The organism is Rhodococcus sp. OK611, from assembly GCF_003050885.1.
GTDB lineage: Bacteria > Actinomycetota > Actinomycetes > Mycobacteriales > Mycobacteriaceae > Rhodococcus_G > Rhodococcus_G oryzae.
In genome coordinates this window covers 86129-101099 of the sequence record NZ_QAOZ01000018.1, presented here as the reverse complement: position 1 = coordinate 101099, position 14971 = coordinate 86129, and the positions used below count along the sequence as shown (strand labels likewise).

Annotated in this window: 14 protein-coding genes; 8 read left to right on the top strand and 6 right to left on the bottom strand. The window is 68.9% G+C overall.

Annotated features, from left to right (window positions below; translation table 11 throughout):
* Positions 1-170: 170 nt before the first annotated feature.
* Positions 171-1649, top strand: a complete 1479-nt coding sequence (locus tag C8K38_RS21860) for a DUF4185 domain-containing protein (RefSeq protein WP_097213544.1) — start codon at positions 171-173, stop codon at positions 1647-1649.
* An 83-nt stretch (positions 1650-1732) separates the two neighbouring features.
* On the top strand, positions 1733-2212 hold the full coding sequence (locus C8K38_RS21855) for a hypothetical protein (protein WP_097213494.1): 480 nt from the start codon (positions 1733-1735) through the stop codon (positions 2210-2212).
* A 4-nt stretch (positions 2213-2216) separates the two neighbouring features.
* Here C8K38_RS21855 and C8K38_RS21850 read toward each other — a convergent pair whose 3' ends face one another.
* Positions 2217-2702, bottom strand: coding sequence for an alpha-isopropylmalate synthase regulatory domain-containing protein (locus C8K38_RS21850; protein WP_097213493.1), 486 nt, complete (start codon positions 2700-2702; stop codon positions 2217-2219).
* A 325-nt stretch (positions 2703-3027) separates the two neighbouring features.
* Here C8K38_RS21850 and C8K38_RS21845 point away from each other — a divergent pair, with 325 nt between their 5' ends.
* Together C8K38_RS21845 and C8K38_RS21840 are read left to right on the top strand one after the other, a co-directional pair.
* Entirely contained in the window at positions 3028-3747 is a 720-nt protein-coding gene (locus C8K38_RS21845) for a hypothetical protein (RefSeq protein WP_257017710.1), read from the top strand.
* 203 nt (positions 3748-3950) lie between these two features.
* On the top strand, positions 3951-4601 hold the full coding sequence (locus tag C8K38_RS21840) for a hypothetical protein (RefSeq protein ID WP_219912804.1): 651 nt from the start codon (positions 3951-3953) through the stop codon (positions 4599-4601).
* Between the two features lie 46 nt (positions 4602-4647).
* On the opposite strand, the gene C8K38_RS21835 is transcribed toward C8K38_RS21840, so the two are convergent.
* The 3 genes from C8K38_RS21835 to C8K38_RS21825 form a co-directional block, all read right to left on the bottom strand.
* A complete protein-coding gene (locus C8K38_RS21835) occupies positions 4648-5655 on the bottom strand; it encodes an NAD(P)H-dependent glycerol-3-phosphate dehydrogenase (RefSeq protein WP_097213491.1) in 1008 nt (335 codons plus the stop codon).
* A 99-nt stretch (positions 5656-5754) separates the two neighbouring features.
* Complete coding sequence (locus tag C8K38_RS21830) at positions 5755-6393, bottom strand: YdcF family protein (protein WP_077040051.1); 639 nt, start codon at positions 6391-6393, stop codon at positions 5755-5757.
* Between the two features lie 165 nt (positions 6394-6558).
* The gene (locus C8K38_RS21825) at positions 6559-8781 is read right to left on the bottom strand and encodes an MMPL family transporter (protein WP_097213490.1); all 2223 of its coding nucleotides are present in this window, start codon (positions 8779-8781) and stop codon (positions 6559-6561) included.
* Between the two features lie 188 nt (positions 8782-8969).
* Here C8K38_RS21825 and C8K38_RS21820 point away from each other — a divergent pair, with 188 nt between their 5' ends.
* On the top strand, positions 8970-10736 hold the full coding sequence (locus tag C8K38_RS21820) for a cholesterol oxidase substrate-binding domain-containing protein (protein WP_097213489.1): 1767 nt from the start codon (positions 8970-8972) through the stop codon (positions 10734-10736).
* 1 nt (position 10737) lies between these two features.
* On the opposite strand, the gene C8K38_RS21815 is transcribed toward C8K38_RS21820, so the two are convergent.
* Positions 10738-11253 (bottom strand): Lrp/AsnC family transcriptional regulator, encoded by a 516-nt coding sequence (locus C8K38_RS21815; RefSeq protein ID WP_097213488.1) that lies wholly within the window; start codon positions 11251-11253, stop codon positions 10738-10740.
* Positions 11254-11374: 121 nt separating this feature from the next.
* Here C8K38_RS21815 and ald point away from each other — a divergent pair, with 121 nt between their 5' ends.
* From ald to C8K38_RS21800, 3 genes are all read left to right on the top strand, one after another.
* The gene (gene ald / locus C8K38_RS21810) at positions 11375-12502 is read left to right on the top strand and encodes an alanine dehydrogenase (RefSeq protein WP_097213487.1); all 1128 of its coding nucleotides are present in this window, start codon (positions 11375-11377) and stop codon (positions 12500-12502) included.
* Positions 12503-12558: 56 nt separating this feature from the next.
* Positions 12559-13359 (top strand): crotonase/enoyl-CoA hydratase family protein, encoded by an 801-nt coding sequence (locus tag C8K38_RS21805; RefSeq protein WP_097213486.1) that lies wholly within the window; start codon positions 12559-12561, stop codon positions 13357-13359.
* Positions 13360-13439: 80 nt separating this feature from the next.
* The gene (locus tag C8K38_RS21800) at positions 13440-14051 is read left to right on the top strand and encodes a ribonuclease H family protein (protein WP_097213542.1); all 612 of its coding nucleotides are present in this window, start codon (positions 13440-13442) and stop codon (positions 14049-14051) included.
* Here the strand turns inward: C8K38_RS21800 and C8K38_RS21795 are convergent, their stop codons facing one another.
* Complete coding sequence (locus tag C8K38_RS21795; protein ID WP_257017714.1) at positions 14052-14915, bottom strand: amidohydrolase family protein; 864 nt, start codon at positions 14913-14915, stop codon at positions 14052-14054.
* Positions 14916-14971 lie beyond the last annotated feature (56 nt).

Sequence of the window (14971 nt, the reverse complement as noted above, 5' to 3'; positions counted from 1 at the left end):
CCGTTCACCTCGATTCGGGTCCAGCCAGCGTAGGGGTGGCGGCCTATTCCGTCGACACCCGGCCCGGGAGACACGGAGTTCCCGCACGTCGATGTTAGATTCCGACCACAACGTGGTCAGCCCGGGTGGCGGGTCTGCGGGCCCGAGCAGAGCTCAACGCGGAGGTGCCTTTGACACGCAGGCTTGCCGTTCTGGTCGCGGCCGTGGTGATCGGTTCCTGTGCGGTGGTCTATGCGGAGAAACCGGATGCCGTCGCGGCTCCGCTGGGTTCGGACCGAGCGGGGGCGAAGGGCAGCGGATCCTGTGCCGCCGACCTGGTGACCACCACGGCGGCGCTGCTGCCGGATAAGCTCGAGATCCCGGTGCCGTTGCCGGTGGTCACCGCGGTGCCGTTTCCGGCGCCGACGACCACCCCGACCCGGATTCCCGCGCAGGCGCTGCCGTCGGACCCCTGTGCGGATCCCTGCCCGGACCTGACCGACGAGGCGCCCGCCGGCCCGGACACGCTGCTGAAGGCGCTGCGGATCCCCGAGATCGGTTTCAAGTTCCAGCCTTTTCACCTGGGCATTCCGGTCCCCGGGCCGGATCAAGGGCAGCAGGCGGTCGCGCCGGTTCCGGTGTTCCCGCCGACGGAGGCGGCGACGCACGCGGCCCCGCGCCCCATCCCAGAGGTCGGCGCGGTCACCCGGGTCGCGAAGTTGACGGGTGCCGGCTCGATCAACCGCACGGACAAGCGCTGGCAGGTGAACGGAACCGATCTGGGCATCATGTGGGAGAGCGCGCCCGGCGAGGTCGCCGTCGCGTTCGGCGACACCGTCGGCCGGGGCTTCCACCCGCCTGGCGGCCAGGGCGGCGACTGGCGCAGCAATGTGCTTGCCTTCAGCAGCGACGAGAACCTTTCTGACGGTATGAGTTTCGACTCCATGGTGCAGGACGATCGCTGTCACGCGGCGGAGCTGCTCAGCAGCAGGAAGCTGGACAACGTGGAGATCACCACCATTCCCACCTCGGGCTTCGCGATCGGTGAGCGGCAGTACATGAGCTATATGTCCATCCGCACGTGGAACAGCATCCCCGGCACCTGGTTCACCAATCACGGCGGCATCGCCTACTCCGACGACCACGGCCAGACCTGGGCCAAGGATCCGTATGCGCGGTGGGACAACATATTCGGGCTCTCCAACTTCCAGGTGAGTGCGATGGTCCCGCAGGGCGAGTACGTCTACATGTTCGGCACCCCCAACACCCGGCTCGGCGACCTGGGGCTGGCCCGGGTGCCGGTCGGGGAGGTGCTCAACACGTCGGCGTACCAGTACTGGCAGAACGGGGTCTGGACGCCGGTCGGTGGACAGGCGGCCGCGACGCCGGTGGTGCGCGGCCCGGTGGCCGAGGTGTCGGTCCGGTACGACGAGGTCCGGCGGGTCTGGCAGATGGTCTATCTGGACACCGCCAGGACCGCGATCGTGCTGCGTGAATCCGACTCGCCGCAGGGGGAGTGGTCGGAGCCGGCGCCGCTGGTCAGCGTCACCGAGTACCCCGAGCTGTACGGTGGCTTCATCCACCCCTGGTCGACAGGTGACGACCTGTACTTCACCATCTCGACGTGGTCCGACTACAACGTCTTCCTCATGCGCGCCGAGCTGAACTGAGTCGGATCACTCTGGACTCCAGGAGTGTGGCGGTACCGGAACATGGTGCCGCCACAACGAATTCGAAGGAGCAGAACCACCCGATGTGGCCCACCGAATGGCCGTCCGCCGCCCGTGAGATCGCCGATGCGACCGACGTTGCCGTCGCCGCGGCCCGCACCGCCGAACCCGAGCCGTTCGCGGAGGCATCCGCCCGGCTCGCCGCCCTCGATCAGGAGCAGGTCACCGTGGTGCACGCGTCGATCGTGCGCGAGTTGCTCGAGGAGTTGCATCCCGACGGTCTGACCGGTGACGACGTGCAGGCCGTGCTCGAGCGCTGCGCCCGGTCCGCCGCGTCGTGGGTGACCGATCTGGACGTGTCGGTGCTCGTCGTGGTGCTGACCGGTGCGCTGGGACTGACCGACCCAGACGAGGACCCGCGCCCGCTCGCCCGCGCGGACCTGCCCCGGTACGCGACCCTGGTGATCGCGGACCTGCTCGCGGCCGCGGACGCGCCGGGGTCGGGCTACATCCGGCGGGCGATCGGCGAGGTCGCCCGCGCGCAGACCGTGGAGATGCCCTGAACCGCTAGCCGTGCAGGATGTTCGCGGCCGCGATCATCGTCTCGACGGACGACTCCGTCGCGGTGTCCGCGAGGCCTGCCGCCCAATGCCTGCGCCCGTCGTGCTCGCACAGCAGGAAGGTCGCGGTGCGGCCGCCTCCGACCTTCAGCTGGTGGAAGGACAGGATCTCCATCGGCAGGCCTGCGTCGTAGAGCATCGAGGTGAGCGCCGCGATCGGCCCGGCCGCGGTGGCCTCTGCCTGGTGGATGGTGTCGCCGAGGGCGAGGGTGGCCCGGAACTCGGAGCGGCCGGCGCCGAGGGCATGTGCGGACCATCGGCCGAAGCGGATCGGACCGCCGGTCGGCGAGTAGGTGGCGAGGAAGGTGCGCCAGCTCATGCCGGCGGCCTCGGTGCGCAGGGCGCGGGGGAGCGGGAGACCGAAACGCAGCGCGAACGGGTCAGACGCAGGGGTGGTGGCGGCGTGCGAGGCGAATGCCTGAAGAGAGTTCATTGAAGCGGTCTTCCTGGATGGAGAGGAAGGACCAACAGATAGCTCGACGACCCGCAGCGAGGGGTCGGTCCGAATCAGACCCCGCTACGGGCGGAATACGAGCTTGATGCGCTTCATGGGGTCCGAATGTAGAGGCGAAACCGCGATGACGCAACTGTGGCAGAGAATCGCCCCGCGAAATTGAACGCTTGTCCATATGTAGTTAAATAGTTGGACGTTTGTTCATATAAGTATCTACGCGCGAACCGGCCCTGTGCCGGGCCCGGGCGACAGCCCTTCGGCGTCGCCCCTCGTGTCCCCTGTTTCACTCGATCGGAGGATCTCAATGTCCCGTCCCATGATGCGTCGCATCGCGTCTGTGGTTGCCGCCACGGCACTGATCGCCGGTGGTCTCGCGATCGGCGCGGGTACCGCTGCGGCTGCCCAGGCGCCCTACTCGGCCACCAAGACCACGAGCAACATCAAGGTGACCAAGAGCGTCGTCGGTGACGGCACGGTCGCGCCGGGGCAGAAGGTGACCTACCGGACCACCATCGCTACCACCGCCCATCCCGATCGGTTCATCAACCGGGTCACCGACTTCCACCCGGCCGGCTTCAAGTACGTCAACGGGAGCGCGAAGCTCACCGCCTGGCACCTCGTCGGCGGCGTGAAGACCGAAAACGTGACGCCCGAGGTCGACGTCAACAACAACACGGTCTCGGTGCCCAGCACCGGGATGGCGATCTCCCAGACCGACAGCAAGACCGTCACTTTCGAGGTGACCTACCTGGTGCCGGAGAATGCGCAGATCGGCACCGCGCCCGACAGTGGCGTGTCCTTCGACGTGTCGGGCTTCGCGACCACCCAGACCTTCAACCCGATGGGTGTGAGCGCCACCATCCGTGCTCTCAACCCGGGTGAGGCGGTCGCCACCGGTTCTTCGGAGCTCGGGCTCGGATCGTCCGACGGCGAGGGCGGCACCAGCGGCTCCGCGGGATCCGCGATCGTCGAGAACCCGACGGGCTTCGTCGTGGATGTGCTGCGCGGGGTCGTCGGCAGCTAGTCGCACGCGCCTGAGCAAAGGGCCGTCCGGATACTCCGGACGGCCCTTGTTTTGTCTAACGATTTATCAAGTGCGACAGTAGTTTTCGAAATCCTGCGCGAACGTGGGTGTCGGTCCATACGATGGCGCGACGCACGTTCGGGTCCTGGGTCTCAGCGGTACCGAGGTGTCGTGAGTCTGTCCCCGACGAATGGAGATCCCGCATGTCCCGTCCCACGATGAGCCGCCTCGTATCCGCAGTCGCCGCCTCCGCCCTCCTCGCAAGCGGCGCCCTGGCCCTCGGCGCGGGCGCCGCCTCGGCCGCACCGAACCTGTTCGACTTCGGCTCCACGGCGGGGGGACCGGCTCAGCTGGATCTGGGCTCCAGCTCGAACGGTCAGGAGCTGCCCGCCTCCGCCACGGTGACCACCGATAATCTCGCGGTGACCAAGGCCGTCGTCGGCAGCAACAAGATCGCGACCACCGGTCAGGTCACCTATCGGACCACCATCGCGGCCACCGGCGGACCGGACCGGCTCATCAACAAGATCGCCGACATCTTCCCGTTCGCCCTCAGCTACGTGTCGGGGAGCGCCACCGTCACCTCGTGGCAGGACGGCCAGATGAAGACCGAGGGTGTCGTCCCCGCCGAGGCCAACGGGCGCCTCGCCGTATCCAAGGATGTCGGCTGGGTCGTCTCGGCGACGGGCAACAAGACCGTCACCTTCGAGGTGACCTACCGCGTGCGCACCGACATCTCGTTCGACATCGACGTCTTCGACAGCGGCACCGCGATCGAGGTCAGTGGCCAGGCTGCCCAGGAATGGCCCGATATGGGTGTGAAGATCGGGCTGCTCGGACCGAGCGGCTCCTAGCCGATCGCGGCCGGTCGGCAATGGGTCCATCCGGAGCCATTGCCGCTCAGGCCATGTCGTCCTCGTCGCCGGGGGTCACCCGCCGCAACCCGCGGTAGGCCTCCGCGGGGGTGCGGCGGCCTGCGACCACCGCCTCGACCTCAGCGGCGATCGGCATCTCGACGTCGTAGTCGCGGGCCAGCTCCATCACGGTCGGGGCCGTCTTGACGCCCTCGGCGACCTGACCGAGCTCGGCGAGGGTCTGCTCGATCGTGAGCCCGCGGGCGAGCGCCTCGCCGACGCGGCGGTTGCGGGAGGCCGGGCTGATGCAGGTCGCGATCAGGTCGCCGACGCCGGTGAGTCCGGCGAACGTGCGCGGGTTGGCCCCCATCGCCTCGCCGAGCCGGGTCATCTCGGCGAGCCCGCGGGCGAGCACCATCGCCCGGGTGTTGTCCCCGACCCCGAGGCCGTCGGCCATGCCCGCGGCGATCGCCACGATGTTCTTGAGGATGCCGCCGAGCTCGCAGCCGAGCACGTCGGTGTTGCGGTAGACGCGGAACACCGGCGAGGCGAACAGCGGCTGCAGCGCGGTGGCCACCCGGTCGTCCTGGGTCGCGACCACCGAGGCTGCGGCCAGGCCGTCGACGATCTCCCTTGCGATGTTCGGTCCGGCCAGCAGCCCGACCGGATGACCGGGCAGACACTCGGCGATCACCTCGGTGGGCCGCTGCCTGGTCCCGGGCTCGAGCCCCTTGGCCAGCGACAGCACCGGCACCCATGCGCGAACCCCGTTGGAGATCTCGCTCAGCGTCGAGCGCACCGCGTGCGAGGGCACCCCGACCACCAGGACGTCGGCCTCGTCGGCGGCCTCGGCGATATCGGAGGTCGCGCGCAGGTCAGGCGAAAGGGCCCGGTCGCCGAGGTAGCGGGAATTGCGATGCTCGGAATTGACCTCATCGGCGGTGTTCGGATCGCGGGCCCACAGCAGCGTCGGGGTGTTCCGCGCGGCGAGGCCGGCGACAGTGGTTCCCCACGAGCCGGCCCCCAGCACCACCACCCGTACCGGCCGCGCCATCACCGATCACCCAGTCCGCCATCGACAATTGCGATCATCGATTCAGGTTCCCACCCGCGCCGAGGGCGCGGTGCGGAATCCTGGAAACTCGTTTGACGGTCAGGGAGCGACGACGCCCGCGATCGGGATGCGTCCGCCGACTGCGACTCGGAAGTCGACCATGGCGCGCTGCAGATGGTCCGGCGAGGTGACCACGACGGCGCTGGTGGCGCCGCGCTGAGCGAGGATCGCGTTGGTGTTCCGCGCGTTCTCGACCGTGGAGCGCGAGGTGTATTCCTCGGTGATCCGGAATGCGGGGATGCCGTGCCCGATCAGCCAGTCGCGCATCGCGCGGGACTCGGTGATCCCGTTCTGCGGTACGCCGCCGCTGACGATGATCGGGGACAGCGGGTAGCGGTGGGCGACCTGCAGGGTCGCCTGCATCCGGGACTCGAGCACCGGCCGCATCGTGCCGTTGGGGAACAGTCCCGCGCCGAGCGCCACGATGTTGGTGCCGAACGGATTCAGGTCGAGGACCACCGGGAACTGGGTGGTCAGGGTCTCGAACCGGGTGCAGGCGAGGATCGCATCGCGAGAGGGTGTCTGGCAGCCGCCGACGGTCGAGAGCACGCCGTTCACCAGCGTGGTCGGTGTCACGTCGGCATTCGCCGTGGCGGGCAGGACGGCGCCCGCCGCCGCGGCGATGGCGGTGGCGGCGAGGATCCTGCGGGCGAGCAGAGACGGCGAACGAAACGACATGACACTCCTTTTGGACGAACGGCTCCTCCCCCGCAGGAGGTGACGAACGGGGTTCAGTCTGGACTAGGACCCGTATCCGTGTTGGGGCTTTCGGAAATCTGCACTCTCCGACCGCCATTCAAACACGCGATACCGCAAGATGTCGGTTAGGACGTCCTCGGCGTTTCAGTCCTCGGCCTTCGCCAGCGCCGACGGCCACCAGATTCGTTTGCCGATGTCATAGGAGAGGGCGGGAACCAGGACGCTGCGCACGATGATGGTGTCGAGCAGAACGCCGAAGGCCACCGCGAACCCGATCTCCGCGAGGAACACCAGCGGCAGCACACCCAGCACCGCGAACGTCGCGGCGAGAACCACACCAGCGGAGGTGATCACGCCACCGGTGACGGCCAGCCCGCGTAGCACCCCGGAGCGGGTTCCATGGGTGAGCGACTCCTCCCGCACCCTGGTCATCAGGAAGATGTTGTAGTCGATGCCGAGCGCGACAAGGAACACGAAGGCGAACAGCGGGAAGGCCTGGTCGGCGCCTGCGAAATGGAACACGTGGGTGAAGAAGAACCCGCACACGCCGAGTGTGGCTGCGAACGAGAGCACCACGGTGGCGATCAGGATCAGCGGCGCGAGCAGCGCCCGGAGCAGGATGGCGAGCACCAGGAAGATCACCACGAGCACGATCGGGATGATCAGGTTCCTGTCGTGCACCGAGGCGGTCTGCACGTCCAGGGTGGCCGCGGAGTTCCCGCCCACCAGGGCGTCGGCGCCGGGGACGGCGTGCACCGCGGTGCGCAGCCGCTCGATGGTCTCCAACGCCTCCGGTGAGTCGTAGGAGTCCGCGAGCGTGGCGGTGACAACGGTGCGGCCGTCGATCGGCTGCACGGTCAGCTGTGGCGGCGGGCAGCCGGTCGGCGCGGCCGCGGGGGCGCCGGTGCCCAGGTTCAGCCCCGCAACCTTGGCGTAGTCGATCTGCAGGCACACCGAACCCGGGGCCGTCGCGACACCTTCGACCCCGCCCGCGACGGCGATCACCTGCTCGGCGGCGTCGGCGTCGGTCATGATGACGGCCGGCGCGCCGGTGCCCTGAGGGAACTTGGCATCGTAGATCGCCTGACCCTGGGCGGCCTCGGGGTTGTTGGTGAAGTTCTCGGTTGAGGTGAGCCCATCCGTCTGTAGGCTGCCGATCCCGATGGCGCACAGCGCGATCAACAGCACGGTGGTGCCGATCCACGCGGGCCGGGCCCGGTTGCCGACAGCGGTGGAAATCCGGCCCCACATGCCGTGCGCGGTGAGATCGGCGGCGTGGTCGACGTGCGGCACGCGCGGCCAGAACACCCACCGGCCGGCGGTCGCCAGCGCCACGGGGAGGAACGTCATCATCACCAGGTAGGTGCAGGCGATGCCGATGGCGGTGACCGGACCGAGGCTCTTGTTCGAGTTCAGTTCGGAGAAGGTCAGGCACAGCAGTCCGAGGATGACGGTCACCGCGGAAGCGGTGATCGCGGGAGCCGATTCGCGCCAGGCCCGGATCATCGCGTCGAACCGGTTGGGGTACGCGTGAAGTTCTTCCCGGTACCGCGCGATCAGCAGCAGCGCGTAGTCGGTACCAGCGCCCAGCACGAGGACCATCAGGATGCCTTGGCTCTGGCCGGTCAGCGTCAGGATGTCCTGCTTGGCGAGGAAGTAGATGACCATCGAGGAGAGGCCGAGCGCCAGCATCGCGGACAGCAGCGGGAAGATCCAGAGGACCGGGGAGCGGTAGACGACCAGCAGGATCAGGATCACCACGAGGAGGGCCGCGCCGAGCAGCGCGCCGTCGAGTCCCTGGAAGGCGTCGATGAACGCCACGAGTAGCCCGCCTGGGCCCGCTGGCAGCACCTCGAGTTCGGCGGCGGCGGCCGAGCGGGCCGCGTCCATCACATGCTGTTCGGTCTCGGCGAGGACATCGCCCTGGACCTGCGTGCCGTCGGACTTGGCCACCAGCGGCACGAACAGGGCCGCGGTGGTGCCGTCCTCGGAGTACTGGACCGGGGCCATGCCAGTCTTGTCGACACCAGGAACCTGCGTCACCGCCGTCGCGGCGTCGGCGATCGACTCCTTGTCCTGCTCGGTCAACGGCCCGTCGCGGTGGAACACGACGAATCCCGGGATGGTCTCGACCGTGACGAACTTCGCGGATTCGTCGGCGACGATGGTCGATTCGGCGGAGGCGGACAGATAGCTGGCGTTGTCGTTCTTCTGGACCTCGGCGAGCTTGCCCTGGAATGAGCCGCCGACGCCGCCGGCCAGGAAGGCGATGAGCGCGATCGCGATGACGGTGAACACCGGCCAGCCGCGCCGGGGCTTCCGGGGCGTCACCGTCGAAGGCTCGTCGCTGATGTCGAGTTCGGCCATCGGTTCTCCTCGAGAATGCCCGTCATCGCAGGTCTCCAACGGGTTCAAGTAGACCACGGGGTGGGTCGGGGGATCCGGGATTCCCCGGACCGATTCACGTTTCCCGACACAGTGACGGGAACATGTTCTAACTTGGTCCTCGCTCCGGCGCGCCGACCGCGCCACCACAGAGAGAGGGGACAGAGTCGATGACCGCAGGTCGTTCGGATCAACAGACGGGGGGCGTCTCGCGCAGAGGCTTCTTGACCGCCGTGGCGGGGTCAGCCGCCCTCGCCGGACTCGGCTGGACGCCCGCGCAGGCGATCCCGTTCGGCGACGCCAGGGCGACGCTGCCCACACCGCCCGACTTCCCCGACGGCATCGCCCTCGTTCAGCAGGGCTACGAGAACTGGGCACAGGAGATCCGCTTCGACCAGGTCTGGACCTGTACGCCCCGGGACGCGCAGGACGTGGTCCGGCTCGCGAACTGGGCACACGCCAACGGCTACCGACTGCGGCCGCGAGGGACCATGCACGGGTGGAGCCCGCTGACCCTGGAGGCCGGCCAGAACGTCGACCGGGTGCTGCTGGTGGACACCATGGCGAGACTGAACGCCATCGCGGTCGACGCCGTCGGCGCCGCCGAGGGTCGTGCCACGGTCACCGCGGGCGCGGGCGCCACCGTCGAGACGATCCTCACCGAGCTGCAGGCGCACGGACTCGGCTGGGCCAACGCACCCGCGATCGGTGGGCTCACCATCGCGGGGGTGCTCGCGATCGACGCGCACGGGGCCACGCTGCCCGCGGACGGCGAATCCGCGCTCCCGGGGGCATCGTTCGGGTCGCTGAGCAACCTGGTGACCGCGATGACCGCGGTGGTCTGGGACGAGGCTGCCGGTCGGTACGAGCTGCGGGAGTTCAGCAGGGCCGACGCGGCCATCCGGCCGCTGCTCACCCACCTCGGCCGGTCCTTCGTCACCTCGGTGACGCTGCAGGCCGGACCCAATTACCGGCTCCGCTGCGAGTCCGTCACCGACATCCCGTGGCGCGAACTGTTCGCCCCGGCAGGGTCACCGGGCCGGACCTTCGAGAGCTACGTGGCCCGCTCGGGTCGTGTCGAGGCGATCTGGTTCCCCTTCACCGAGACGCCGTGGCTCAAGGTGTGGACGCCAACCCCGGTCAAGCCGCCGCAGTCCCGGGAGGTCACGGGGCCCTACAACTACTGGTACTCGGACAACCTCCCACAGGCGGTCACCGATCCACTCGGGCTGATCACCAGGGGGATCGGCAGCGCCACACCGTTGTTCGGGCAGGCGCAGTTCGCGACCATCGCGTCCGGTCTCGGCACCACCGGGACCGCCGACCTGTGGGGCTGGTCCAAGGACGTGCTGTTCTACCTCCGCGCGACGACCCTGCGGATGAACGCGGGCGGCGGTGTGGTGATCACCCGCAGGTCCAACATCGCCCGGGTGATCAACGAGTTCACCGGCTGGCATCACCGGCGTCAGCAGGAACTGCGGGCCGAAGGCCGGTATCCGATCAACGGGCCCTTCGAGGTGCGACTGTGTGGGCTCGACGACCAAGGCGAGGTGACGGTGGAAAGCGCTGGTGCGCCGACCATCTCGGCGCTGCGTCCCCGACCCGACCACCCCGAGTGGGACACCGCCATCTGGATGAACGTGGTCGGCGTGCCCGGCACGCCGGGCCAGGCCGCGTACTTCCGCGAGATGGAACTGTTCATGAGGGAGAACTACAGCGGCGACTACGCCACGTTCCGGCCGGAATGGGCCAAGGGCTGGGCGTTCACCGACCGGGCCGGGCACTCCGACGGGCCGTCCATCGACTCCGTCATCCCCGACACCTACCGGGACGGGGTGCCCTCCGGCGACAACTGGGACACGGCACGCGCCGCATACAACGCGCATGACCCGCACCGGATCTTCAGCAACGGCTTCCTGGACAGACTGCTGCCATGAGCTACCGGCCCGACCTGGGCCGGATGTGCTCGAAGATCAGGATCGTCTCGGTCGCCGCGACCTCCGGGCGCGCGGACAGGTGGTCGAGCACGAAGTCGCGCAACGCGCCGGTGTCGCGCATCGCGACGTGGAGCAGGTAGTCGTCGGCTCCCGCGATGAAGTAGACGTCGAGCACCTCGGGCGTCGCGGACATCCGTTCCGCGAACTGCGCCATGTGTGGGCGTGCGTCGGCGCGCAGCCGGACGGAGATCATCGCCTCGAGGTCCCGTCCGAGGGCCGCCGGGTCGATGTCGGCGTGGAAGCCCCGGATGACGCCCTTCTCGACCAGCGCGCGCACCCGGGCCAGGCAGGTGGAGGGCGCGATCCCGGCCAGGTCGGCGAGCGCGTTGTTCGGGGTGCGGGCATCGCGGGTGAGCTGGGCGAGCAGGACGTGATCGATCTCGTCGAGCCTGACCGCCCGAACATCGTTCGGGCGGGCACCCCGTGAGGTGCCTTGAGTCGAAGATTCCGCAACCATGTGCCGATTCTAAAGAATTATCAGCACAAATCTGTGCATGGAATCGAGGAAAATTCATACTTGACCCAGCGTCGATCACGCTCACCCACACCGAACCGCCCCCGAAACCCGAGGAAGTGTCATGAGGATCGGAATCCCCCGCGAGGTCAAGAACCACGAGTACCGGGTCGCCATCACACCCGCAGGCGTCCACGAACTCGTCTCCCGCGGCCACCAGGTGTTCGTCGAGCAGGAGGCCGGTGCCGGTTCTTCCTTCGCCGACGCCGATTACCGCGCGGCCGGCGCGCAGATCTTGGCCGACGCCGACGATGTCTGGGCGTCCGCGGAGCTGCTCTTGAAGGTGAAAGAGCCCATCGCGGAAGAGTATTCGCGGTTGCGTCCTGACCTGGTGCTGTTCACCTACCTGCATCTGGCGGCCTCGAGGGAGTGCACGGACGCGCTGATCGCGGCGAAGACGACCGCGATCGCCTACGAGACCGTGCAGGCCCCCGACGGTTCCCTGCCCCTGCTCGCGCCGATGAGCGAGGTCGCCGGGCGGCTCGCGCCCCAGGCAGGCGCCTACCACCTGATGGCCAGCTCCGGCGGCCGCGGCGTCCTGATGGGCGGCGTGCCCGGGGTGCGCCCGGCCAACGTGGTGATCCTGGGTGGCGGGGTGGCCGGCCAGAACGCGGCGGCGATGGCCGTCGGGATGCACGCCGATGTCACCGTCCTGGACCTGAACGTCGCGCGGCTGCGCGAGCTCGACGACCGGTACAACGGACGGCTGCGGACCGTGGTGTCCAACGCCTTCGAGGTGGAGCAGGCGGTGCTCGGCGCGGACCTGGTGATCGGCGCGGTGCTGGTGCCGGGGGCGAGGGCGCCGAAGCTGGTGTCCAACGAACTGGTGTCCCGGATGAAGCCGGGTTCGGTGCTGGTCGACGTCGCGATCGACCAGGGCGGGTGCTTCGAGGACTCGCGTCCGACCACCCACGCCGACCCCACCTACCGGGTACACAACTCCGTCTTCTACTGCGTCGCGAACATGCCGGGCGCGGTGCCCCGTACCTCCACCTTCGGGCTGACCAATGCCACCCTCCCGTACGTCCTCGAGATCGCGGAACTGGGCTGGCGCCGGGCAACCGCCGCCGACCGGGCGCTGGCCGCCGGGCTGAGTACCCACGACGGCGAGGTGCTCTCCACCGCGGTGGCGGACGCGCACGGCTATCGCGGCTTCGCCAACGGCGCGCGGGTCACACCCGACCTGGGGTAGGACACGCGCACGGTCGCGCACCGCCTACCCTTGGCCGCGACCGGAAGGAGTGCGCAGTGACCGAGGCAATCGTGGTGGCGCGGGACGGGGACATCGTCACGTGGACGCTGAACCGTCCGGAGACCCGCAACGTCATCTCCGAGCCCGACATGATCGAGGCCTTCGAGGCGGCGATCGCGGACGTCAATCGGGACGTGACAGTGCGCGCGGTGGTGTTGACCGCGGCCGGGCCGTCGTTCTCCTCTGGGGGCAACGTCAAGCACATGCGCGACCGCGAGGGCATGTTCGGCGGCTCACCCGTGGAACTGCGCGGCGGCTACCGGCACGGCATCCAGCGGATCCCCCGGGCGCTCTATCACTGCGAGGCGCCGGTGATCGCCGCGGTGAACGGCCCGGCCATCGGGGCGGGCTGTGACCTTGCACTCATGTGCGACATGCGGATCGCGGCGACCACGGCCACCTTCGCGGAGAGCTTCGTCAAGCTCGGCATCATCCCGGGCGACGGCGGTGCCTGGTTCCTGCCGCGCGCGGTCGGGCAGGCGCGGGCCGCCGAGATGGCCTTCACCGGCGACGCGATCGACGCCGCGACCGCCCTCGAGTGGGGCCTGGTCTCCCGGGTGGTGGAGCCGCATGAGCTGCTGTCGACCGCCCGTGCGCTGGCAGAACGGGTCGCGGCGAACCCGCCGCAGGCCCTGCGGATGACCAAGAAGCTGCTCCGCGAGGGGCAGCACCAGAGCCTGGAGAGCCTGCTCGAGCTGTCCGCCTCGATGCAGGCGCTGGCGCACCACACGCACGATCATCAGGAAGCGGTGGCCGCGATGCTCGAGCGCAGGCCGCCGCGGTTCACCGGGGCGTAGCCGGGCCAGGGGCCGGGTGCCCGCCGCGGACCCGGCGCGGGCCCTTCGCAATGTCGGGGGGCCACCGTAAGGTGTCGGACGTGATCATCGTCAGCACGGACGGCTCCTGCCTTCGCAACCCCGGCGGCGCGATCGGCTGGGCGTGGGTCAACCACATGGGGCCGAGCCGCTCCGGCGGCGAACGGTCGGGCACCAACCAAATTGCCGAGCTGCGTGCGCTTTTGGAGGCCATCCGGGCCCATCCGGGTGACGAGCCGATGCTGATCGAGTCCGATTCCCAGTACGCGATCAAGTGTGCCTCGGAGTGGGTGTCCGGTTGGAAGCGCAAGGGCTGGCGTACCGCCTCCGGCGAACCGGTGAAGAACCTGGACCTCGTGCGCTCCATCGACGAGGCGATCGCCGAGCGGACCGGCCCGGTGCGCTTCCGTTGGGTCCGCGGTCACGTCGGCAACCACTACAACGAGGAGGCGGACAAGCTGGCCGGGGAGGCCGCTCGTGCCGTCGCGGCCACCGTCGCTTCCGCCCCTGCGCCCGCCCCGCGGGCGAAGGCCACGACGCACTCCGCGCCGGTGTCGCCGGCGAAGAAGGTCTCGCGAGCCAAGTCGGTGGCGGCGCACACCGTCGTCCCGAACGAGAAGGAGCCGACGCTGTTCGAGGTCTCCGAATCGGACGAGTCGCTCACCCTCTTCTGATCAGAGGTCGAACAGCCGCGCACCGTTGCCGTGGCACACGGCGCTGACCCACGCCGCACCCAGGTCGAGCCGAGAAACCGCCTCCAGGGCATGGGCATACGGGTAGGGGATGTTCGGGAAATCGCTGCCGAACAGGATCCGCTCCTGCAGGTCGAGCAGTCGCGGAAGGTCGGCAGGCAGCAGCGGCGCGGCATCGTTGATGAAGTCGGTGAACGCCATCGTGGTGTCGAGCAGCACCCGGTCGTGGCGCTCGGCGAGTTCGAGGAACTCCGCGTACTCGGGCATGCCCATGTGCGCGATGACCAGACGCAGCCGGGGATATCGGGTCAGCAGCTCCGCGATCGGTCCAGGGCCCGTGAAGCGTCCGGGCGCGGGCCCTGACCCGCAGTGGATCACGATGGGGGTGCCTGCGTCCTCGAGGACGCCCCACACGCCATCGAGCAGCGGATCGTTCGGGGCGTAGTCGCCAACCTGGATGTGCGACTTGAACACCCGGGTGCCGTTCTCGAGCGCCGCGGTGACGTACTCGGCGGCACCGGGCTCGGGATAGAAGGTGGAGGTGTGCAGACAGTCGGGGTTGCGGGCCGCGAACTCGACCGCCCATTCGTTGAGCCACGCCGCCATGTGCGGCTTGTGCGGATAGATCATCGACGTGAACGCCCTGACCCCGTAGGAGCGCAGCCGGTCGAGCCGGACGTCCTCCTCGTGCCGGTAGGCGATGGGCCATTCCATGCCGGTCAACGGTCCGGCCGAGTCGAAGTACCTCCACACCTTGTCCATCACGTTCTTGGGCATGAAATGCGTGTGCACGTCGACGATTCCGGGCAGGTTCCACTGCTCGCGGAACGCGGTCACCGCGTCGATGTCGGCCTGCCGGGATTCGGGTTCGTCGATCACGTGACCCACCCTGTCATGCCCGG

Excerpts from the sequence above, each read along its gene's own strand:
- C8K38_RS21855 (WP_097213494.1), top strand. The coding sequence starts at position 1,733 with ATGTGGCCCACCGAATGGCCGTCCGCCGCCCGTGAGATCGCCGATGCG.
- C8K38_RS21850 (WP_097213493.1), bottom strand. The coding sequence starts at position 2,702 with ATGAACTCTCTTCAGGCATTCGCCTCGCACGCCGCCACCACCCCTGCG.
- C8K38_RS21845 (WP_257017710.1), top strand. The coding sequence starts at position 3,028 with ATGTCCCGTCCCATGATGCGTCGCATCGCGTCTGTGGTTGCCGCCACG.
- C8K38_RS21840 (WP_219912804.1), top strand. The coding sequence starts at position 3,951 with ATGTCCCGTCCCACGATGAGCCGCCTCGTATCCGCAGTCGCCGCCTCC.
- C8K38_RS21835 (WP_097213491.1), bottom strand. The coding sequence starts at position 5,655 with ATGGCGCGGCCGGTACGGGTGGTGGTGCTGGGGGCCGGCTCGTGGGGA.
- C8K38_RS21830 (WP_077040051.1), bottom strand. The coding sequence starts at position 6,393 with ATGTCGTTTCGTTCGCCGTCTCTGCTCGCCCGCAGGATCCTCGCCGCC.
- C8K38_RS21825 (WP_097213490.1), bottom strand. The coding sequence starts at position 8,781 with ATGGCCGAACTCGACATCAGCGACGAGCCTTCGACGGTGACGCCCCGG.
- C8K38_RS21820 (WP_097213489.1), top strand. The coding sequence starts at position 8,970 with ATGACCGCAGGTCGTTCGGATCAACAGACGGGGGGCGTCTCGCGCAGA.
- C8K38_RS21815 (WP_097213488.1), bottom strand. The coding sequence starts at position 11,253 with ATGGTTGCGGAATCTTCGACTCAAGGCACCTCACGGGGTGCCCGCCCG.
- ald (WP_097213487.1), top strand. The coding sequence starts at position 11,375 with ATGAGGATCGGAATCCCCCGCGAGGTCAAGAACCACGAGTACCGGGTC.